The sequence below is a fragment of the Halomonas sp. NCCP-2165 genome (assembly GCF_023708045.1).
Lineage (GTDB): Bacteria > Pseudomonadota > Gammaproteobacteria > Pseudomonadales > Halomonadaceae > Bisbaumannia > Bisbaumannia pacifica.
The window spans coordinates 115068-135574 of sequence record NZ_BRCY01000004.1 but is presented as its reverse complement, the minus strand read 5'-3'; the positions used below and the strand labels follow the sequence as shown (position 1 = coordinate 135574).

Here is a 20507-nt window from a genome sequence, read left to right as displayed (position 1 = left end):
ATCCCTGCCGCCTGGAGACACCCCATGACGATTCACACCAAGGTTCGCCCCATCGCCAACCTCGACCCGATGGAGACCGCCAGCCTCGACGAGCTGCGCGCCACTCAGCTCAAACGCCTGCAGTGGAGCCTGAAGCACGCCTACGACAACGTGCCCTTCTATCGCCAGGCCTTCGACAAGGCCGGCATCCACCCCGAGGACATCCGCTCCCTGGAGGACCTCGGCAAGCTGCCCTTCACCACCAAGGCGGACCTGCGCGACAACTACCCCTTCGGCATGTTCGCCACGCCGATGCGTGACGTGGTGCGCGTGCACGCCTCCAGCGGCACCACCGGCCAGCCCACCGTGGTGGGCTACACCCAGAACGACATCGACACCTGGGCCGAGGTGGTGGCCCGCTCGATTCGTGCCGCCGGCGGCCGCCCCGAGGACAAGGTGCACGTGGCCTACGGCTATGGCCTCTTCACCGGCGGCCTGGGCGCCCACTATGGCGCCGAGCGCCTGGGCTGCACCGTGATCCCCATGTCCGGCGGCCAGACCGAGAAGCAGGTGCAGCTGATCCGCGACTTCGATCCGGACATCATCATGGTCACCCCCTCCTACATGCTCAATATCGCCGACGAGATGGAGCGCCAGGGCCTCGACCCGCACAAGCTGGCCCTGCGCGCCGGCATCTTCGGCGCCGAGCCCTGGACCGGCAGCATGCGCACCGCCCTCGAGCGGCGCCTGGGCATCGACGCCCTGGATATCTATGGCCTCTCCGAGGTGATGGGGCCGGGGGTCGGCATGGAGTGCCTGGAGACCAAGGACGGCCCGACCATCTGGGAAGACCACTTCTATCCGGAGATCATCGATCCGGTCACCGGCGAGGTGCTGCCGGACGGCGAGTATGGCGAGCTGGTCTTCACCTCCCTGACCAAGGAGGCCCTGCCGATCATCCGCTACCGCACCCGGGATCTGACACGCCTTCTGCCGGGAACCGCCCGCCCGATGCGTCGCATCGACAAGATCACCGGGCGCAGCGATGACATGCTGATCATCCGCGGGGTCAATGTCTTCCCCACCCAGATCGAGGAGCAGATCCTCAAGGTGGAACGCCTCTCGCCCCACTACGAGATCGAGGTGAGCCGCCAGGGCAACATGGACATGGTGCGGGTGCGGGTCGAGGCCTGCAGCAACGAGGTGGCCAAGGACAGCGGTGCCTGCGAGGAACTGGCCAAGGCGCTGCAGCACGGCATCAAGACCTATATCGGCATCAGCACCAAGATCGAGGTGTGCGGCGTCGAGGAGGTGATGCGCTCCGTCGGCAAGGCCAAGCGCGTCAAGGATCTGCGCTAACCTCCCAGGGAGTTTTTTGGCGCCGTCCGGCCTCGCCGGGCGGCGCTTTTTTATGCCTGACCTTATGCCCGGCCATATGCCTTCCCCCTGCCACGGTTCATCCCGCTGAGCCACCCTAGCCGAAGGTCTAAAAGCGACACGATTTTTATTTATTGATTTATTTTTTCGTGTCACTAAACTCTAGGTTAGATCAACAAGGTCAGATTCCCCGACCCGTTACCGGAGGTCACCCATGTACGCACAGCTGGTCGATACCGGCGCCAAGCGCCTCAAGGAGCTGGAAGAGATGAGCGCCGAGGAGCGCGCCTTCCAGGAGCGCATCGACGCCGAGATCAAGATCGAGCCGAAGAACTGGATGCCGGACGGCTACCGCAAGACGCTGATCCGCCAGATTTCCCAGCACGCCCACTCGGAAGTGGTCGGCATGCTGCCGGAGGGCAACTGGCTGACCCGGGCCCCGACCCTCAAGCGCAAGCTGCAGCTGATGGCCAAGATCCAGGACGAGGCGGGCCACGGCCTCTACCTCTACAGCGCCATGGAGACCCTGGGCGCCGACCGCGACGAGGAGATCGACAAGCTCCACGCCGGCAAGGTGAAGTACTCCAGCATCTTCAACTACCCGACCCTGAGCTGGGCCGATATCGGCACCATCGGCTGGCTGGTGGATGGCGCCGCCATCGTCAACCAGGTGCCCCTGCAGCGCACCTCCTATGGCCCCTACTCCCGGGCCATGATCCGCGTCTGCAAGGAGGAGAGCTTCCACCAGCGCCAGGGCTACCAGATCCTGCTCGACCTGATGCAGGGCGGCACCGACGAGCAGAAGGCGATGGTGCAGGACTCCATCAACCGCTTCTGGTGGCCGGTGCTGATGATGTTCGGTCCCAGCGACGCCGACTCCCCCAACAGCGCCCAGTCCATGGCCTGGAAGATCAAGCGCCACAGCAACGACGAGCTGCGTCAGCGCTTTATCGATCAGACCGTGCCGCAGCTGGAACTCCTGGGCTGCACCGCCCCGGACCCGGACCTGAAGTGGAACGAGGCGCGCGGCCACTACGACTTCGGCGAGATCGACTGGAGCGAATTCTTCGACGTGCTCAAGGGCAACGGCCCCTGCAACCGCGAGCGCATCGAGACCCGCAAGAAGGCCATCGATGATGGCGCCTGGGTTCGCGAGGCCGCCAAGGCCTATGCCGCCAAGCAGCGCGCCCGCCAGGCCGCCTGATAGCCACCCCCGAATTCAAGAGGAGATGACCATGGCAGATTGGCCCCTTTACGAAGTCTTCGTGCGCAGCAAGCACGGCCTGAGCCACAAGCACGTGGGTAGCGTGCATGCCGCGGATCGCCGCATGGCCCTGGAGAACGCCCGGGAGCTCTACACCCGCCGCAACGAAGGCGTCAGCATCTGGGTAATCCCCGCCAAGGAGATCACCGCCTCCGCCCCGGACGAGAAGGAGCCGCTGTTCGACCCGTCCCAGGACAAGGTCTACCGCCACGCCTCCTTCTACGAGCTGCCCGACGAAGTCGGCCACATGTAAGGGGTGGGAATCATGGATAACGTGTCTCAGACGTCCCAGCCAGCGCTGGTGGAGTACCTGCTGCGCCTCGGCGACAACGCCCTGATCCTCGGCCAGCGCCACGCCGAATGGTGTGGCCATGCGCCGGCCCTCGAGGAGGAGATGGGGCTGCTCAACGTGGGCCTCGACCTCTTCGGCCAGGCCCGCCACTGGCTCGACTATGCCGCCGAGCTGATCAGCGCCGAGGGCGGCCAGGGCCAGGTCGATGCCGACCATCTGGCCTTCCGCCGCGACGCCCAGGACTTCCGCAACCTGCTTATCGTCGAGCAGCCCAACGACGACTTCGCCGTGACCCTGGGTCGCCAGTTCCTGTTCGATGCCTGGCACTACCACCTGCTCGCCGGCCTGGTGGACGCCGAGGATCCGCGGGTCGCCGAGATCGCCGCCAAGTCCCTCAAGGAGGTGACCTATCACCTGCGTCGCTCCGCCGAGTGGGTGCGCCGCCTGGGCGACGGCACCGAAGAGAGTCATGCGCGGATGCAGCGGGCCATCGAGATCCTGTGGCGCTTCACCGGCGAGCTGACCGAGTTCGATGCGGTGGACGAGGCCATGCGCGAGGCGGGCATCGCCCCCGACCCCGAGGCCCTCACCGCCAACTGGCGCGCCACCGTCGAGCAGGTGCTGGACGAGGCCACCCTGGCCCGCCCGCCCTTCGATGCCTGGGCCTACCGTGGCGGCAAGCAGGGCCACCACACCGAGCACCTGGGCTTTCTGCTGGCGGAGATGCAGGCGCTGCCGCGGGCCTACCCGGACGCCACCGTCTGGTAAGTCATAGGAGACCCACGATGTCCGATGCCATGCAACTGATCGATAGCGACCGTGGCGGCCTGCCCAAGGCCGGCGCCGAGGGCGATGTGGCCGCCGTGATGGCGGTGCTGCAGGAGGTGCTCGACCCGGAAGTGCCCGCGGTCAGCGTGGTGGAACTGGGCATCGTGCGCGAGGTGAGCTGGGTGGAGGGGCGCCCGAGCGTGGCCGTCACCCCCACCTACTCCGGCTGTCCCGCCACCGAGGTGATCGAGGAGGCCATCCATCGCGCCCTGGTCACCGCCGGCTACGCGGATCCGCGGATCGAGCGACGCCTGTCGCCGGCCTGGACCACCGACTGGATCACCGCCGAGGGGCGCGACAAGCTGCGCGCCTACGGCATCGCCCCGCCGGTGGGCAGCGCCAGCAAGCGCAGCCTGCTGGGCCCGGAGCCCCAGGTGCCCTGCCCCCAGTGCGGCAGCCTGGAGACCGAGCGGGTCAGCGAGTTCGGCTCCACCGCCTGCAAGGCGCTCTACAAGTGCCGGAGCTGCCTCGAGCCCTTCGACTACTTCAAGTGCCTATGAGCCCGGCCTGAGGGCGATACCTGCCCGGGCCCCGGCGACAACTTCATGTGCCTCAAGCGGGCACGCGATCGACGAGAGATTACTATGAGCCGATTCCACCCCCTGGTCGTCAAGGAAGTCCGCCGCGAGACCCGTGACGCCGTCTCCATCGCCTTCGAGGTTCCCGAGGCCCTCCAGGAGGCCTTCCAGTTCACCCAGGGCCAGTACCTGACCCTGCGTCACGAGCTCGCCGGCGAGGAGGTGCGTCGCTCCTACTCCATCTGCACCGGCATCCATGAGGGCGAGATTCGCGTGGCGGTCAAGCTGGTCCCCGGCGGGGCCTTCTCCACCTTCGCCAACGAGTCCCTCGAGGTGGGCGACACCCTGGAGGTGATGCCCCCCCAGGGCAAGTTCTTCGTGCCCCTGGACCCGAGCCGCAAGGGTCACTACCTGGCGGTGGCCGCCGGCAGCGGCATCACGCCGATCCTGTCGATCATCAGCACCACCCTGGAGACCGAGCCGGAGAGCCGCTTCACCCTGCTCTATGGCAACTTCTCCACCGCCACTACCATGTTCCGCGAGAAGCTCCTGGACCTGAAGAACCGCCATATGGAGCGCCTCAACCTGATCCACGTGTTCAACCGCGAGGAGCAGGACATCGACCTCTACAACGGCATCATCGATGCCGAGAAGTGCCACGCCATCTTCGGCCGCTGGCTGGACGTGACCGAACTGGACGCGGCCTTCCTGTGCGGCCCCCAGGCCATGTCCGAGACCGTGCGGGACGTGCTCAAGGAGCACAAGATGCCCGCCGAGCGCATCCACCTGGAGCTCTTCGGCACCCGCCCCAACGCCAGCGCCCGTCGCCCCCAGGCCAGCGGCGTCGGCCAGGTGTCCCCCGAGAGCTCGCATATCAAGGTGATGATCGACGGCCGCACCCTGGAATTCGACCTGGCGAAGAATACCCAGAGCATCCTCGATGCCGGCAACGAGCATGGCGCCGACCTGCCCTACTCCTGCAAGGCCGGGGTCTGCTCCACCTGCCTGGCCAAGGTGGAGGAAGGCGAGGTGGAGATGGACGCCAACTACGCCCTCGAGGACTACGAGATCGAGGCCGGCATGGTGCTGAGCTGCCAGTGCTTCCCGGTCAGCGACAAGGTGGTCCTCAACTTCGACCACTAAGCACTCGCCGCTGCCCGCCCCGCGACTACCCCGAGGCCGCATCACGCCTGCTTCCCTATACGACGAGGCCGCCCCGAAGGGCGGCCTCGTCGTGCCACGTCAGGGAGCGCTCAGGCGCCGCCCTGCTCCTCCAGCACCTGAGGAATGGTCTGGCGCACATAGCGCCCCGGCGCCGGCTCGAGGATAGCCAGCTCGCCCTCGCCGGGCCGACGGGCGGGCACCCGCTTGTCGCCATCCACATAGCCGTTGTCGGTCATCCAGGCCTGCCAGTGGGGCCACCAGGAGCCCTCGTTGAAGGCCGCCCCCTCCAGCCAGGCCTCCGGCGAGGCGGGCAGCTCCGCATTGGTCCAGTAGCCGTACTTGTTCTTGTGGGGCGGATTGACGATCCCGGCGATATGTCCGGAGCCGCCCAGCACGAAGGTGACCGGCCCCTTGGGCAGTTGGGTGCCGCCATAGGTGCTCTGCCACTTGGCGATATGGTCTTCCCGGGTGGAGACGAAGTAGCTGGGGGTGGAGATCTTGCGCAGGTCGATCTTGACCCCGTCCAGCTCGATGCCGCCGGGCTCGATCAGCCGGTTCTCCCTGTACATATGGCGCAGGTACCAGCCATGGGTGGCCGCCGGCAGGTTGGTGCCGTCGGTGTTCCAGTAGAGCAGGTCGAAGGCCGCCGGCTGCTCCCCCTTCAGGTAGTTGCTGACATAGAAGGACCAGAAGAGGTCGTTCTCCCGCAGCAGGTTGAAGGAGAAGGCCATCACCCGGCCATCCAGGTAGCCGTCCGCCTCCAGCTGACGCTCGATGCCGGAGAGCACGGTGTCGTTGAGGAAGACGCCGATCTCGCCGGGGTCGCCGAAGTCCTGGAGGGTGGCCATATAGGTCACCGACTTGACCTTGCGCCCGCGGCGGGTGCTGGTCAGGTAGGCCACGGTGGAGGCGGTCAGGGTGCCGCCGATGCAGTAGCTGAGCAGGTTCACCGACTTCTCGCCGCAGGCCGACTCGATGGCCTCCATGCTGGCGATGGGGCCGAGCTGCATATAGTCGGCCCAGGTCAGGTCGCGCTGGGCCGGGCCCGGGTTGCGCCAGGAGATCAGGAACACCGTATGACCCTGATCCACCAGCCACCTGACCAGGGAGTTGTCCTCGCGCAGGTCGAGGATGTAGTACTTGTTGATCCAGGGCGGCACCACCAATAGGGGCGTCTTGAACACCGTCTCGGTGGTCGGCGTGTACTGAATCAACTGAATCAGTTCGTTCTCGTAGATCACCGAGCCCGGGGTCACCGCCACGTTCTCGCCGATGCGGAAGGCCTCCCGGTCGGTCATGGCCACGTTGACGCCTTCCGCCGAGTTGGCCAGGTCCTCGCGCAGCCGCGCCAGCCCCTCCACCAGGTTCTCGCCCTGGGTCTCCAGGGTCAGGCGCATCACCTCGGGGTTGGTGGTGACGAAGTTGCTCGGCGCCACGGCGCTGACGTACTGGCGGGCATAGAATTCCAGGTTGCGCTTCTGCTGGGGCGGCAGGCCGTCGAGGCCCTGCACCAGCCGCTCCACCTGGCGGGAAAACAGCAGGTACTGCTCCATCAGCGCCCGATAGAAGGGCTGCGTCTGCCAGGCCTCGTCCTTGAAGCGGCGGTCATGCTTGGCCGGGGCGACCAGCGGCTCGACGTCCTCACCGGCCAGCAGGCGCAGGTTATGCTGCCAGAGCTGCCACTGATCCTGCATCAGTTGCCACTGGGCGCCGTAGAGGGCCTGGGGGTCGCGCATCAGCGCCTCCAGGCCGGCGCGGAAGGTCTCGCGCATGTCTTCCTGGACCTGCCTGGCGGCCTCGCTGGGGGCCGCCCGGGCCATCAGGTCCTGAAGCACCGCCTGATACTCCTGGCCGATACGCTCGAGCTGGTCGCTCCAGCCGTCCCACGCTTGGGCATTCTGGTCTGTCTGCATCCCCGACTCCTTGGTTTGTGTCTCGACGGAACTTATCGGCCGGCTCGGGCGGCACGGCTGGTGGCCCGGGCGGGCCCTTCATCCACCGGCCGCGGCGCCGGGGTCCGGGAGGCGACAGCGTCCTCGGCGAGCGAGCCCAGCCAGGCCCGCTGCCACTGGCTCCCCCATTCTCCCAGGGCCTGGGCGTCCTCGACCCACTGGTGTTGCAGGCGCTGAGCGAGCCGCCAGGGCCCGCTCGCCAGGGCCTCGCTGGCGTCGGCCTCGGTCAGGGCCTGGAACGACTCCTGGGCCAACTGGCCATAACGGGTCAGGGACTGCCGTTGCAGGACACTCAGGGAGGTGAGGGACTCGGCCAGGGGGGCCGGGAGGGGGGACAGCGGATCCTGCATAACGAGACTCCTTTCGTCACCGTGAAGGACGCAATCATGGCGCTTGCTGCACTGCACAACAAGCCCACCGACAGAGTAGTCCCAGGCGAGGCGCCTTGCAACCGTGGTGCCCGCCTACCCTTGGCGGCGGCGGGCACTGGCGGCGCTGGCGCTGCCCTTGGGCGCCGGGTCGTCACCGCCTCCGGGGCCAGCGTCGCTGCCTGCCGGCGGCTCGGACGGCGCGGCCGGGTTGCCGGCCTGGGCGGCGGCCTTGCGCAGCATCTCCATCAGCATCTGCTGATAGTGACCGAAGCCGGCCATCCCCTGCTCCCAGCCGCTCCCCTGGCCGGTCGCGCCCTTCTGGCCCTGGAAGGCGTGCTTGAAGGCCTCGGGCATCAGCGGGTTATCGAGGAAGGGTTGCAGCAAACTGAGGGGGTCATAGCCCTCGACGCCGGCCTCCATCTGCTGCTGGATGCGCTCCAGCACGGCCTGGTGATAGGCCTCCACATCGGGCAGGCCCAGAGCCTGGCGAAACTCGGCGGGGGTCAGGTCGAATTCGAGATGGATCTTCATGGCGTGCCTCGCTGGGAGTGATCGTCCCAGTCTAGCGCCGCCATCACGCAAAAGGCGACCGTCTAGCGGTCGCCTTCGGGAACACAAGAGGCATCATCACGCCTGGAGGGTCGGGGCTACCCTGGGGGCAGGCCTTCGCGGAGACGCTGTGAACCCCTCCCTGGGCGCTCGACTTTTTCGTCCATGAAAAAGACGCTCCGCTCCATCCTGCCCCCAGCGCCCCTTGCCCATTCGCACCTCTCCCCTTGATGAGAAAGGTGGGAGTTAACGCAGCACCGGGGTCTCGACGCGGACCTCGGCATTCTGGGCGCGATGGCGCAGCAGGTGATCCATCAGGGTCAGCGCCATCATCGCCTCGGCGATGGGGGTGGCGCGAATGCCCACGCAGGGGTCGTGGCGGCCCTTGGTGACCACCTCCACCGGGGTGCCGTGGACGTCGATGGAGCGCCCCGGGGTGGTGATGCTGGAGGTCGGCTTCAGCGCCAGATGGGCGATCAGCGGCTGCCCCGAGGAGATGCCGCCCAGCACGCCGCCGGCATGGTTGGAGAGGAAGCCCTCCGGGGTCATCTCGTCGCGGTGCTCGCTGCCCCGCTGACTGACCGCGGCGAAGCCGTCGCCGATCTCCACCCCCTTGACCGCATTGATGCTCATCAGGCCGTGGGCCAGCTCGGCGTCCAGGCGATCGAAGACCGGCTCGCCGAGCCCCGGCGGCAGCCCCTCGGCCACCACGCTGATCTTCGCCCCCACCGAGTCCTGGTCGCGGCGCAGCTGATCCATATAGGCCTCGAGCTCGGGCACCCGCTCCGGGTCGGGGCAGAAGAAGGCGTTCTCCGCCACCGCCTCCCAGCTCTTGAAGTCGATGGCGATGGGGCCGAGCTGACTCATGTAGCCGCGCACGCTGATGCCCTGGGCAGCCAGGTACTGCTTGGCGATGGCCCCGGCGGCCACCCGCATGGCGGTCTCCCGGGCGCTGGAGCGCCCGCCGCCGCGGTAGTCGCGGCGACCGTACTTGTGGTGGTAGCTGTAGTCGGCGTGGGCCGGGCGGAACTGATCCTTGATATTGGAGTAGTCCTTGGAGCGCTGGTCGGTGTTCTCGATCAGCAGGCCGATCGAGGTGCCGGTGGTGACGCCCTCGAAGACCCCGGAGAGGATCCTCACCCGGTCGGGCTCGCGGCGCTGGGTGGTGTGCCGCGAGGTACCCGGGCGGCGGCGGTCCAGGTCGCGCTGCAGGTCCGCCTCGCTCAGTGGCAGCCCCGGCGGGCAGCCGTCGACGATGGCCCCCAGCGCCGGGCCATGGCTCTCGCCGAAGGTGGTCACGGTGAACAGCTTACCGAAGGTATTGCCGGACATGGGCTCTCCTCGCGATGACGGTCAGGCGAAGGACGCCGCATGGGCGTCGAGTTGTTGGGCGGTAAGGGCGAAGACCCCGTGGCCTCCGCGCTCGAAGTCGAGCCACAGGAAGGGCACCTCGGGGAAGGCCGCCTCCAGGTGCCGGTCGGAGTTGCCGACCTCGACGATCAGCACCCCTTCGTCGCTGAGATGCGCGCGGGCCTCGCGCAGGATGCGCCGCACGATATCCAGGCCATCCGCGCCGGCCCCCAGGGCCAGGGCCGGCTCGTGGCGGAACTCGGCGGGCATGCCGGCCAGGTCCCGGGCATCCACATAGGGCGGATTGGAGACGATCAGGTCATAGCGGCGGCCGACCAGGTGGGCGAAGAGGTCGGACTCCACCGCGCGTACCCGGTCCCCCACGTCGTGGCGGCTGATGTTCTGGCGGGCCACCGCCAGGGCCTCGGCGCTGATATCCGCCAGGTCCACCTCGCTGGTGGGCAAGTGCAGGGCGGTGGCGATGCCGATGCAGCCGGAGCCGGTGCACAGATCGAGCACCCGGGCCGGAGGCAGGTCTCCGAACCAGGCGGCGAAGCCATCCTCGATCAGCTCGGCGATGGGCGAACGGGGAATCAGCACCCGCTCGTCCACGTCGAAGGGGTAACCGGCGAAGAAGGCCTCGCCGAGCAGATAGGGCAAGGGACGCCGATCGCCGATGCGCGAGCGCACCAGGGCCACGATGCGCGCCCGCTCCATGGGCAGCAGGCGGGCATCGAGCACCGCCGGATCCACGTCCCAGGGCAGGTGCAGGGCGCCCAGGGTCAGCGCCACCGCCTCGTCCCAGGGCGAGGCGGTGCCGTGGCCGAAATGCAGGCCATGGGCATGAAACTCGCTGGCGGCCCAGCGCAGGCAGTCGCGCAGGCTGATCAGCCCCTCGGTGAGGGCCTCGTCGGAGAGGCTCAGGGTGGAATGGGCGGCGGGGCGTTGAGCGGCCACACGGACTCCTGTCTCGGCGAAATCGGTTGGGCGGAAGATTGTACCCGCAGCGCCGTCCGGTTCACAGTCACCGCCGAGTCGCTATACTGGGCGCCTGGTCAGCCATCCCCAACGAGAGTCCCCATGAGTCGACGCCAGGGTGAACCGCCCGAGGAGGAGATCTCCCTATTCCGCCAGGCCCTGGAAGAGGCCGGCGTGCGCCGCCTGCAGGCCAACCGTGCCGACCCGGGCCGCCCCCGGCGCCAGGCCGAGAGCCTCGCCGAGCGCCGCGCCGCGGCCACCGCCGCCGATCCCAGCCAGGCCACCAGCCGCACCTCCGACGGTCGGGTGGAGCCGGTGCGCCCCTCGGAGTACCTCGATTTCGCCCTCCCCGACCTGCCCTACCGCACCCAGGCCCAGCTCAAGCGCGGGCGCATCAGTTGGGAGGCGGGGCTCGACCTGCACGGCTATACCCTGGAGGAGGCGCGCCGCGAGCTGGAGAACTTCCTCCACGACGCCCTGGCCCGGCGCAGCCGCTGCGTGCTGGTGGTCCACGGCAAGGCACGCAGCCAGAACGCCCTGGCGGACTATCCGGTGATCAAGAGTCATGTAAATGCCTGGCTGCGGGAGTGGCCCAGCGTGCTGGCCTTCTGCTCCGCCATCGAGGCGGACGGCGGCACCGGGGCGGTGTATATCCTGTTGCGGCGCCGCGGCGAGGCACTCTGACCCTCAGGTCCACGACCTAGGAAGAGGCCATCCCCCGATTCTCTCCCGAAGGGTCCTCTCGCGAGGCGTCCTCCCCCGCCTTGGCGTCGGCCGCCTCGGGCCCCGCGTCCTCCTGGCCGCTCGCCGGGACCGCGTCGGCCATCGACGCTTCGCCCGCCTCTTCTCCCGCCACCACGGGCGCCGACTCGCCGGTCGGGGCCATGGTGGCCACCCTGGGCCCCACATGCACCGCCATCTGTATGCCCTCCGGGGTGGTCTCGTAGCTGTCCAGGGCCTGGTCGGCCAGGTGACGGCCCAGGCGAATCAGCGCCTCGGCACGATGAAACTCGTGGGCGCCGCAGACGGTCTTGGGAATCTCGATCAGCACATCCGGCGGGTACCCCGCCACCTTGTACTTGGCCAGCGTCGCCTGGGTGATATCGAAGGAGGCCAGGACCATCTCCAGGCGCCCCCAGGCGCGCTGTCGGGCGGCCTTGGGCCCGCCGTTATCACTCTCGTCCTCGGTGGAGGAGAACCAGCGCTGGGTGCGTCGGCGCACCTCCTCGAACCAGCCGGCGATCCTTCCCTCGTCGTCGCGGGCGGCCTCCTCGGCGGCCTCCTCCGGGGGCAACAGGGCCTCCAGGCTCACCGGATGGGGGCTGTGGGCGGTGACGTTGACCGCCATCACCAGATCCGCCTGGGCGGAAATGGTGGGCATGATCGGCAGCGGGTTGAGCAGGCCGCCATCCACCAGCACCTGCTCGCCGAGATGCACCGGGGTGATCACCCCGGGCACGGCGATGGAGGCGCGAATCGCCTGCAGCAAGGGGCCGGACTGGAACCACACCTCCCGCTGGCGCACCAGGTCGGTGGCCACCGTGGTGACCGGAATCGCCAGGTCCTCGATCAGGGTCTCGCCGATCAGGCTCTCCAGCTTGGCCATCACCTTGTTGGCACGCATCGCCCCCATGGGGCTCCAGCTCACGTCCACCAGACGCAGCACATCCATGTAGTCGAGCCTGCCCACCCAGTCGCGGTAGGCATCCAACTGGCCGGCGGCATAGACCCCGGCGACCAGGGCCCCCATGGAGCAGCCCGACAGGGCCACGACCTCGTAGCCGCGGGCCTCCAGGGCCTCGATCACGCCGATATGCGCATAGCCCCGCGCCCCGCCGCTGCCCAGCACCAGGGCCACGCGTTTTCCCGAACCTAGCGCCTCGCTCATGGTGCCTCCTGAACTCGCTGTGATGCGCCTCGTGTTGCCCACCAGGCCAGGATCGCCTCGGCCACCGCGGCCACCGCATCCGGCTCCAGGTGCAGGTGGTGCCCGCCGGGCAGCACCCGCCGCTCGAGGCCTCGCAGTGCCCGGCGGGCCTGCTCGGCAGGGGCACGCCGGCCGAGGATCCCCGCCTCGCCCTCCACCAGCAGGGTCGGTGCCTCGATACTGCTAAGCATGGCGCGGCTCTGCTCCGGAGACAATCGCACCAGGGAGGGACGCAGCAGCCGCCCATCGGTGCGCAGCCGTACCCGGCCGTCCGCGGTGGGCTCCAGGTTGCGCGCCACCAGGGGCTCGGCGGTCGCGGCATCGATGGGGGTCACGCCCCCCGCCACCCGGGCCGCCAGGGCGGTGGCCGCATCCGGGTAGCGGGGCGACGGCGAGGAGGCACGGCGATGGCCGAGCAGGCCCTTGCGGAGCTGCTGGGCGACCTCCTCCGCCGGGGTGGTGAGGCTGCCGATGCCATCGATCAGCATCAAGCGCTCGACCCGCTCCGGTACCGCCGCGGCCACCAGGCAGGCCACCCCGGCGCCCATGGAGTGGCCCAGCAGCGGCGCCGCCGCCAGGCCCAGCTCATCCAGGGCATCGAGCACCGCATGGCAGTTGTCCCAGAGCGCATAGTCGGTGCCTTCGGGCCGCGGTGCCGATAGCCCATGGCCGGGCAGGTCCAGGGCCACCAGGCGGATATGACGCGCCGCCACCAACCGAGGCGCCAGCCGCGAGAAGCTGGCGGCGTTATCCAGCCAGCCGTGCAGGGCCAGCCAGGTGGGCGCCTCGGGATCGCCCCAGGCCAGGGCCGCCAGGCGGCCGCCGGCCAGGGTCAGGGATTGGGGCTCGTCGCGCATGACGGCGTCTCCTCTAGCAGTGCCGGCAGGGTGGACAGCAGCGCCCGGCGGGTCTCGTCCGGATGCTCCATGGGGAACATATGGGTACCGGGCACGGCGGTCACATCGATGCCGTGTCGACGCAGGCGCCGACGCCGCCGCGGGGTGATCAGGTCGGAGTCGCGGCCATAGAGCATGGCCAGGGGCACCCCGAGGCGGCGCGGCAGCTGGCTCAGGTGATCCGGCAAGTGACGGAAGATCTCCGTCTCGATGTCGGGGTCGAAGGCGAGCCGCGCCCGGCCGTCGTCGAGCAGATGGGTGGCACCTTCCACATAGTCGCGCAGGGCATCGTCGGTGAAACGCGCGAACAGCGAACGCCGTCGCAGGGCCCGGTGCATGGCCTCGCGCCCGGGCCACTCGGCACGACGCCCCCGGGTGCGCCCGGCCGGGGTCACCCGATCCATCATGCCCAACCGCTTGGCGGCCTTCATCATCCAGGCATCGACGCCGAGCATCAGCGGCGAATCGAGTACCACCACGCAGCGAAAGCGCTCCGGGGCCGCCTCCGCGGCCATGGCCATCAGCACCCCGCCCATGGAGTGCCCCACGCCGATCACCGGCGACGCCTGGGCGGCCAGCCGCTCCAGCAGCTCGTCACGCAGTGCCAGCCAGTTGCGCCCCACCGGGTAGTCCGGGTGGTGGCCCAGGCGATCGAGGGCCTCGACGCGAAAATGCGCCTCCAGCGGCGCCAGCAGGCTGCGATAGCTGGCTCCGGTGAAGCCGTTGGCATGGGCGAAGAGCAGGGTATCGCGGGAAAGAAGCGGCATAACATGGGTGTCCCAACGTGGCGATAGCAGACTAACGGGTTTACCATCGGGTGGATAGGTCGACGCGCCCGGTTCAGGTCACGCCGACCACCTGATCAAACACTTGTTCTACCCCATTTGACGCCAATCCGCCAGGGAGCCCCCGTGACTCGACCCCGCGATACCCGCCTGCGCAACCGCCTGTTCTTCGCCACCGTGCTCGCCGCCGTCGTCATCGGCCTGTGGCTGGCGCGCTGATGGAGCTCGCTGCCCTCTTCTTCCAGACCCTCGAGATCACCCTGCCGGTCTTCGCCATGGTCTTTATCGGCATCGCCCTGAAGCGGCTGGGGTGGATCGACCAGGGGTTTATCAATACCGCCTCGACGCTGGTGTTCAAGGCGACCCTGCCGACCCTGGTCTTCCTGAGCATCATTCGTGCCGACCTGGATGCCACTTTCAATCCCGCCCTGCTCGGCTATTTCGCCCTGGCGACCCTAGTCAGCTTCGTCCTGATCTGGGGCTGGGCGACCCTGCGGGTGCCTCGGGCCGAGCGCGGCAGCTATATCCAGGGCGCCTTTCGTGGCAACTGCGGTATCGTCGGCCTGGCGCTGGCCGCCGGCATGTACGGCGACTACGGCCTCTCGGCGGGGGGACTACTGCTGGGGGTGGTGATTCTCAGCTACAACAGCCTCTCGGTGGTGGCGTTGGCCACTTACCAGAGCGGGCCGCGCACCGACTGGCGGAGTATCTTCGCCAGCATCATCAAGAATCCGCTGATCCTCGGGGTGGTGGCGGCGCTGCCCGTCGCCCTGCTCGAGCTGCGTCTGCCCGGGTGGCTGATGACCTCGGGGGACTACTTCGCCTCGCTCTCGCTGCCCCTGGCGCTGATCTGCGTGGGGGCCACCCTGTCACTCGGTGCCCTCCTCGACTCCGGACGCCTGGCCACCGGTGCCAGCCTGATCAAGATGGTGAGCCTGCCGGCACTGGCCACCGGCGGCGCCTGGCTGGCGGGCTTTCAGGGGCGCGAGCTGGGGGTCCTCTTCCTGTTCTTCGCCAGCCCCACGGCGGCGGCGGCCTTCGTGATGGCCAAGGCGATGGGCGGCAATGCGGTGCTCACCGCCAATATCATTGCCCTGACCACCCTGATGGCCAGCATCACCGTCACCCTGGGCGCCTTCGGCCTCAAGGCCGCGGGCCTTATCTAACCCCGCTTCTCGTCGCGGGAGGCACCGATCACCACCTCGAACTGCTCCAGGCCGCCGCCCTCGGCGGTGGCCTCCGCCGGCAGCGGGTTGGCGTGGGCGCGCTTGAAGTCGTCGCTGCCCACCCAGGCGCGGAAGGCCGCCTGGCTCTCCCACTCGGTCTCCACCACATAGGGGGCCTGGTTGCCCAGGGGGCGCAGCACCCGCATGGCGATAAAGCCGGGCTGCTTGTCGATCTCGCCGGCGCGGCGGCGGAAGCGTTCCTCGAACTCCGCCTCGAAGCCGGGATTCACGAAGATGCGGTTATTGACGATAAAGCTCATGGGTTCTCCTTGGGGGTCGCGGCCGGTGCGGCGCTTCTCCGGCCGGCCTGTGCGGCGATCAAACGGCCAGATCGGCGGGAGTCACGAAGCCGCGTAGCCGGGCGCAGCCCGCCGCCCAGGCCTCGGCCTCCAGCTCCGCCAGGCCGGCGGTGGGGAACCCCGGGCCCGCGCCGCCTCGGCCCTCCACCAGCAGGCCGGTGAGGGCGCCGACCAACGGCATATGACTGACCAGTACCAGGGGCCGCCCCTCGGCCTGGAACAGCAGCCAGTCGGCCACCGCCCGGGGGGCGTCGTCCGGGGTGATGCCGTCATGGGTCTCGAGGGCGACGCCCAGCGCCGCGGCGATGGGCTCGGCGCTCTGCCGGGCGCGGCGATAGGGGCTGGCCACCAGTCGGCAGGGGCCGATCCCGCGGGCCTTGAGCCACTCCGCCATGGCGGCCACCTCGCGCCGGCCCCGGGGGGTCAGCTCGCGGGCGCTGTCCGGGCTACCGGGCCCCGCCTCGCCGTGGCGCATGATCCATAGCCGCTCACTCATGACCCGGCTCCAGGCGACGGGCCTGTTGGACGTCCTCCCGGGAGAGGATGAATTCCACGTCGCTGCTCTGCTCGCCCTGCATCAGCATCCTGGCCATCTGCCGCGCCGGCACGCCCTCGAAGAGCACCTGGTAAAGCCCCTCGGCCAGCGGCATGTAGACGCCGTCCTCGCGGGCCTTGTCGCGCACCAGGCGCACGGTGTTGACCCCCTCGGCCACCTGGCCGAGGGCCGCCACCGCCTCGTCGAGCCCCTTGCCCTGGCCCAGGGCCTGGCCGACCCGATAGTTGCGCGACAGGGTCGAGGAGCAGGTGACGATCAAATCGCCCACCCCGGCCAGGCCCAGGAAGGTCATGGGGTTGGCGCCCTGATCCACGGCGAAGCGGCTCATCTCGGCCAGCGCCCGGGTCATCAGCATGCTGCGGGTGTTCTCGCCCATGCCCAGCGCCGCCGCCATGCCGGCGGCGATGGCGTAGATGTTCTTCAGCGCCCCGCCCAGTTCGACCCCATAGCGGTCGTTGCTGGCATAGACCCGGAAGTAGTCGCAGCCGAGGGCGGTCTGCACCCGGGCCCGGGTCAGGGGGTCGTCGCTGGCGATCACCGTGGCGGTCAGCTGCTTGTCGGCCACCTCGGAGGCCAGGTTGGGGCCGGAGAGCACGCCGATATGGGCGAAGCCGGTCTCCTCCTCGAGGATCTGGCTCATCAGCTTGAAGCCCTCCTCCTGGATGCCCTTGGTGGTGCTGACCAGGATCTGCTCGGCATGCAGGTGGGGGCGCGCCTGGCGCACCACCTCGCGGAAGGCCTTGGAGGGGATGGCCACCAGCACCAGCTCGGCACCCGCCAGCACCTCGGCCATGTCCCCCGAGGCGACCACCGCCGGATTGATGGCATAGTCGGGAAGGTAGCGTCCATTGCGATGCTCGGCATTGATCTGGGCGACCAGCGCCGGATCGCGCAACCACTGGCGCACCCGGGCGCCGTTATCCGCGGCGATACTGGCCAGGGCGGTGCCGAAGCTACCGCCGCCGAGTACCGCGACCGTCATCTGTTCCTCTGCCATAAGGGGCCCCGAAAGACTGTGTGAGGTCTCGATTGTAGCGAAAAAGACGCCCGAACCGGCAGCCGGTTCGGGCGTCTTCATGCTCTCGCCATCAGATGACGATCAGTCGATCAGCGACAGCAGGCTGTCGATGCTCTCCCGGGCATCACCGTAGAACATCCGGGTGTTGTCCTTGAAGAACAGCGGGTTCTCGATGCCGGAGTAGCCGGTGCCCTGGCCACGCTTGCTGACGAACACCTGCTTGGCCTTCCACACCTCCAGCACCGGCATGCCGGCGATGGGGCTGTTGGGATCCTCCTGGGCGGCCGGGTTGACGATGTCATTGGAGCCGATGACGATCACCGCGTCGGTGGAGGCGAAGTCGTCGTTGATCTCGTCCATCTCCATGACGATGTCGTAGGGCACCTTGGCCTCGGCCAGCAGCACGTTCATATGCCCCGGCAAACGCCCGGCCACCGGGTGGATGGCGAAGCGCACCTCCTTGCCGGCGGCGCGCAGCTTGCGCACCAGCTCGCTGACCGCGTTCTGGGCCTGAGCCACCGCCATGCCGTAGCCCGGCACGATGATCACGCTGTCGGCATCGTTGAGGGCGCTGGCCACCCCCGCGGCATCGGTGGCCACCTGCTCGCCCTCGATCTCCGCCGCCGGGCCCTGGGTACCGCCGAAGCCGCCCAGGATCACGCTGACGAAGTTGCGGTTCATCGCCTTGCACATGATGTAGGAGAGGATGGCACCACTGGAGCCCACCAGGGCGCCGGTGACGATCAGCAGGTCATTGGAGAGGGTGAAGCCGATGGCCGCCGCCGCCCAGCCGGAGTAGCTGTTGAGCATGGAGACCACCACCGGCATATCGGCCCCGCCGATGCCCATGATCAGGTGCCAGCCGATAAAGAACGACAGCGCCGCCAGCACCAGCAGGGTCCAGAAGCCGGCGCCGCTCAGGTAGGCCACCGCCAGCATCAGGCACAGCGCCACGGCGCCGGCATTCAGGGCATGTCCGCCGGGCAGCTTCTTGGGCTTGCCGTCGACCTTGCCGGCCAGCTTGCCGAAGGCGATCACCGAGCCGGTGAAGGTCACCGCGCCGATAAAGATGGCGAAGATCACCTCGACCTGCAGGAAGGTCAGCTCGGCGGGAGTCTTGGTGGCCACCAGGCCGGCGAAGGCCGAGAAGGCCTCGGTGGACTCCCCGGCGGCCTGGGCGGCCAGTACCCGGCGACGCTCCAGGTCGGCGCCCCAGGCGACGAAGACCGCCGCCAGGCCGACGAAGGAGTGCAGCGCCGCCACCAGTTGGGGCATCTCGGTCATGCCCACCCGCTTGGCCACCACCACGCCGATGGCGCCGCCGATAACGATCATCGGGATCATCAGCCAGTAGTGACCGATGCCCGGGCCGAAGGCGGTGAAGAACACCGCCAGGGCCATGCCGACGATGCCATACCACACCGCCCGCTTGGCCTTCTCCTGGTTGCTCAGCCCCCCCAGGGAGAGGATGAACAATACACTCGCCGCGATGGAGGCGGCAGATACGAAACCTTGACTCAACATCTCTTCTCTCCGCGCCTCAGGATTTCTGGAACATGGCCAGCATGCGACGGGTGACCTGGAAGCCACCGACGATATTGATGCTGGCGATCAGCACCGAGATGGCCGCCATAAAGACCACCAGGCCATTCCCCGAGCCGATCTGCAGCACGGCGCCGAGGATGATGATCCCCGAGATGGCATTGGTCACCGCCATCAGCGGCGTATGCAGCGAATGGCTGACGTTCCAGATCACCTGGAAGCCCACGAAGCAGGCCAGCACGAAGACGATAAAGTGCTGCATAAAGGAGGCCGGGGCGATCTGCGCCAGCAGCAGCATCAGCGCACCGCCGGCGGCCAGCAGGCCCACCTGACGCTTGGTCTGGGTCTTGAACTCGGCGTGCTCCGCGGCGCGTTTCTCCTCCGCGGTCGGCGCCTTCTCCTTGGGCTTGGGCTTGGCCGCGGCGATCGCCTTGACCTTGGGCGGCGGCGGCGGGAAGGTGATCTCGCCCTGGTAGGTGACGGTGGCGCCACGAATGACGTCGTCCTCCATATCATGAACGATCGCCCCGTCTTTCTCGGGGGTCAGATCGGTCAGCATATGGCGGATATTGGTGGCGTAGAGCAGCGAGGCCTGGGTGGCCATGCGCGACGGGAAGTCGGTATAGCCCACCACGATCACGCCGTTGTCGCTGACGATACGCTCGTCCGCCACGGTCAGGTCGCAGTTACCGCCCTTCTCGGCGGCCAGGTCGACGATCACCGAGCCCGGTTTCATGGCCTTGACCATGTCCTCGAGCCACAGCTTGGGGGCCGGACGGCCGGGGATCAGCGCCGTGGTGATGACGATATCCACCTCGGGGGCCTGCTCGCGGAACAGCGCCAGCTGCTTCTCGCGGAACTCGGGGCTGGAGGGCTTGGCGTAGCCGCCGCTCTCGGCGCCGTCGGCACTCTCGTCGAAATCCAGGAACAGGAACTCGGCGCCCATGGACTCGATCTGCTCGGCCACCTCCGGGCGCACGTCGAAGGCGCGCACCACGGCGCCCAGGCTGGTGGCGGTGCCGATGGCGGCGAGGCCGGCGACGCCGGCGCCGATCACCAGCACCTTGGCCGGCGGCACCTTGCCGGCGGCGGTCACCTGGCCGGTGAAGAAGCGCCCGAACTGGTTGCCCGCCTCGATCACCGCGCGGTAGCCGGCGATATTGGCGGTGGATGACAGGGCGTCCATCTTCTGGGCGCGGGAGATCCGCGGCACCATGTCCATGGCGAGCACGTTGGCGCCCTTGGCCTTGCAGGCCTCCAGCAACGCCTCGTTCTGGGCCGGCCAGAAGAAGCTGATCAGGGTCTGGCCCGCGCGCAGATACTCGGTCTCGGCCTCGCTGGGCTCGCGCACCTTGATCACCACCTCGGCCTCGCGCCACAGCGCCGCGGCGCTGTCCACCACCTCGACACCAACCGCGCGGTAGGCGGCGTCGTCGAAGCCGGCGGCGGCGCCGGCGGTGGTCTCGATCAGGCACTCATGGCCCAGCTTCTGCAGCTGCTGGGCGCTCTCCGGGGTCAGGGCGACCCGCGCCTCACCGCGGGCGATCTCCTTGGGGGCACCGATCTTCATGCCTGTCCTCCTTGTGCCTGATTGCAGCGACTCTCGTCTCGCCGGTCGGGTCGGGCGGCGCCTCGC

At 68.5% G+C, this 20507-nt stretch carries 21 protein-coding genes; 8 read left to right on the top strand and 13 right to left on the bottom strand.

Annotation, left to right across the window (positions count from 1 at the left end; genetic code table 11):
- Positions 1 to 24 precede the first annotated feature (24 nt).
- The 6 genes from paaK (at position 25) to paaE (ending at position 5401) form a co-directional block, all read left to right on the top strand.
- Positions 25 to 1338, top strand: a complete 1314-nt coding sequence (gene paaK, locus NFU04_RS03545) for a phenylacetate--CoA ligase PaaK (RefSeq protein WP_251308123.1) — start codon at positions 25 to 27, stop codon at positions 1336 to 1338.
- 232 nt (positions 1339 to 1570) lie between these two features.
- Positions 1571 to 2560 (top strand): 1,2-phenylacetyl-CoA epoxidase subunit PaaA, encoded by a 990-nt coding sequence (paaA, locus tag NFU04_RS03540; protein ID WP_251308122.1) that lies wholly within the window; start codon positions 1571 to 1573, stop codon positions 2558 to 2560.
- 31 nt (positions 2561 to 2591) lie between these two features.
- Positions 2592 to 2873: a 1,2-phenylacetyl-CoA epoxidase subunit PaaB gene (gene paaB / locus NFU04_RS03535; protein ID WP_459382063.1), complete on the top strand. Its 282-nt coding sequence runs from the start codon at positions 2592 to 2594 to the stop codon at positions 2871 to 2873.
- 12 nt (positions 2874 to 2885) lie between these two features.
- On the top strand, positions 2886 to 3680 hold the full coding sequence (paaC, locus tag NFU04_RS03530) for a 1,2-phenylacetyl-CoA epoxidase subunit PaaC (protein ID WP_251308120.1): 795 nt from the start codon (positions 2886 to 2888) through the stop codon (positions 3678 to 3680).
- 17 nt (positions 3681 to 3697) lie between these two features.
- Entirely contained in the window at positions 3698 to 4240 is a 543-nt protein-coding gene (gene paaD / locus NFU04_RS03525) for a 1,2-phenylacetyl-CoA epoxidase subunit PaaD (RefSeq protein ID WP_285835110.1), read from the top strand.
- An 84-nt stretch (positions 4241 to 4324) separates the two neighbouring features.
- Complete coding sequence (gene paaE / locus NFU04_RS03520; RefSeq protein ID WP_251308119.1) at positions 4325 to 5401, top strand: 1,2-phenylacetyl-CoA epoxidase subunit PaaE; 1077 nt, start codon at positions 4325 to 4327, stop codon at positions 5399 to 5401.
- Between the two features lie 110 nt (positions 5402 to 5511).
- On the opposite strand, the gene phaC is transcribed toward paaE, so the two are convergent.
- The 5 genes from phaC to prmB form a co-directional block, all read right to left on the bottom strand.
- On the bottom strand, positions 5512 to 7335 hold the full coding sequence (phaC, locus tag NFU04_RS03515) for a class I poly(R)-hydroxyalkanoic acid synthase (protein ID WP_251308118.1): 1824 nt from the start codon (positions 7333 to 7335) through the stop codon (positions 5512 to 5514).
- Positions 7336 to 7367: 32 nt separating this feature from the next.
- A complete protein-coding gene (locus NFU04_RS03510; protein WP_251308117.1) occupies positions 7368 to 7724 on the bottom strand; it encodes a hypothetical protein in 357 nt (118 codons plus the stop codon).
- Positions 7725 to 7838: 114 nt separating this feature from the next.
- The gene (locus tag NFU04_RS03505; RefSeq protein WP_251308116.1) at positions 7839 to 8276 is read right to left on the bottom strand and encodes a hypothetical protein; all 438 of its coding nucleotides are present in this window, start codon (positions 8274 to 8276) and stop codon (positions 7839 to 7841) included.
- A 264-nt stretch (positions 8277 to 8540) separates the two neighbouring features.
- Positions 8541 to 9626: a chorismate synthase gene (gene aroC, locus NFU04_RS03500; protein ID WP_251308115.1), complete on the bottom strand. Its 1086-nt coding sequence runs from the start codon at positions 9624 to 9626 to the stop codon at positions 8541 to 8543.
- Positions 9627 to 9647: 21 nt separating this feature from the next.
- Positions 9648 to 10601, bottom strand: coding sequence for a 50S ribosomal protein L3 N(5)-glutamine methyltransferase (gene prmB / locus NFU04_RS03495; protein WP_251308114.1), 954 nt, complete (start codon positions 10599 to 10601; stop codon positions 9648 to 9650).
- A gap of 123 nt (positions 10602 to 10724) precedes the next feature.
- On the opposite strand from prmB, the gene NFU04_RS03490 reads away from it, so the two are divergent.
- A complete protein-coding gene (locus tag NFU04_RS03490) occupies positions 10725 to 11306 on the top strand; it encodes a Smr/MutS family protein (RefSeq protein WP_251308113.1) in 582 nt (193 codons plus the stop codon).
- A gap of 16 nt (positions 11307 to 11322) precedes the next feature.
- On the opposite strand, the gene NFU04_RS03485 is transcribed toward NFU04_RS03490, so the two are convergent.
- The 3 genes from NFU04_RS03485 to NFU04_RS03475 are packed head-to-tail and all read right to left on the bottom strand — an operon-like array spanning position 11323 to position 14212.
- Entirely contained in the window at positions 11323 to 12510 is a 1188-nt protein-coding gene (locus NFU04_RS03485) for a patatin-like phospholipase family protein (protein ID WP_459382062.1), read from the bottom strand.
- Complete coding sequence (locus NFU04_RS03480; protein WP_251308112.1) at positions 12507 to 13406, bottom strand: alpha/beta fold hydrolase; 900 nt, start codon at positions 13404 to 13406, stop codon at positions 12507 to 12509. The genes NFU04_RS03485 and NFU04_RS03480 overlap by 4 nt, the downstream gene beginning before the upstream one ends.
- Positions 13382 to 14212: an alpha/beta fold hydrolase gene (locus tag NFU04_RS03475; RefSeq protein WP_251308111.1), complete on the bottom strand. Its 831-nt coding sequence runs from the start codon at positions 14210 to 14212 to the stop codon at positions 13382 to 13384. The genes NFU04_RS03480 and NFU04_RS03475 overlap by 25 nt, the downstream gene beginning before the upstream one ends.
- Positions 14213 to 14448: 236 nt before the next feature.
- Between NFU04_RS03475 and NFU04_RS03470 the strand changes: the two genes are divergently transcribed.
- Positions 14449 to 15396 (top strand): AEC family transporter, encoded by a 948-nt coding sequence (locus NFU04_RS03470; RefSeq protein WP_251308110.1) that lies wholly within the window; start codon positions 14449 to 14451, stop codon positions 15394 to 15396.
- Here NFU04_RS03470 and NFU04_RS03465 read toward each other — a convergent pair.
- From NFU04_RS03465 to NFU04_RS03445, 5 genes are all read right to left on the bottom strand, one after another.
- The gene (locus tag NFU04_RS03465; protein WP_251308109.1) at positions 15393 to 15716 is read right to left on the bottom strand and encodes an antibiotic biosynthesis monooxygenase family protein; all 324 of its coding nucleotides are present in this window, start codon (positions 15714 to 15716) and stop codon (positions 15393 to 15395) included. The two genes, NFU04_RS03470 and NFU04_RS03465, sit on opposite strands and share 4 nt — an antisense overlap.
- 58 nt (positions 15717 to 15774) lie before the next feature.
- On the bottom strand, positions 15775 to 16251 hold the full coding sequence (gene sixA, locus NFU04_RS03460; RefSeq protein ID WP_251308108.1) for a phosphohistidine phosphatase SixA: 477 nt from the start codon (positions 16249 to 16251) through the stop codon (positions 15775 to 15777).
- Positions 16244 to 17308 (bottom strand): NAD(P)H-dependent glycerol-3-phosphate dehydrogenase, encoded by a 1065-nt coding sequence (locus tag NFU04_RS03455; RefSeq protein WP_146802259.1) that lies wholly within the window; start codon positions 17306 to 17308, stop codon positions 16244 to 16246. The genes sixA and NFU04_RS03455 overlap by 8 nt, the downstream gene beginning before the upstream one ends.
- Positions 17309 to 17410: 102 nt before the next feature.
- Entirely contained in the window at positions 17411 to 18853 is a 1443-nt protein-coding gene (locus NFU04_RS03450; protein ID WP_251308107.1) for an NAD(P)(+) transhydrogenase (Re/Si-specific) subunit beta, read from the bottom strand.
- Between the two features lie 16 nt (positions 18854 to 18869).
- Entirely contained in the window at positions 18870 to 20441 is a 1572-nt protein-coding gene (locus NFU04_RS03445) for a Re/Si-specific NAD(P)(+) transhydrogenase subunit alpha (RefSeq protein WP_251308106.1), read from the bottom strand.
- Between the last annotated feature and the right edge of the window lie 66 nt (positions 20442 to 20507).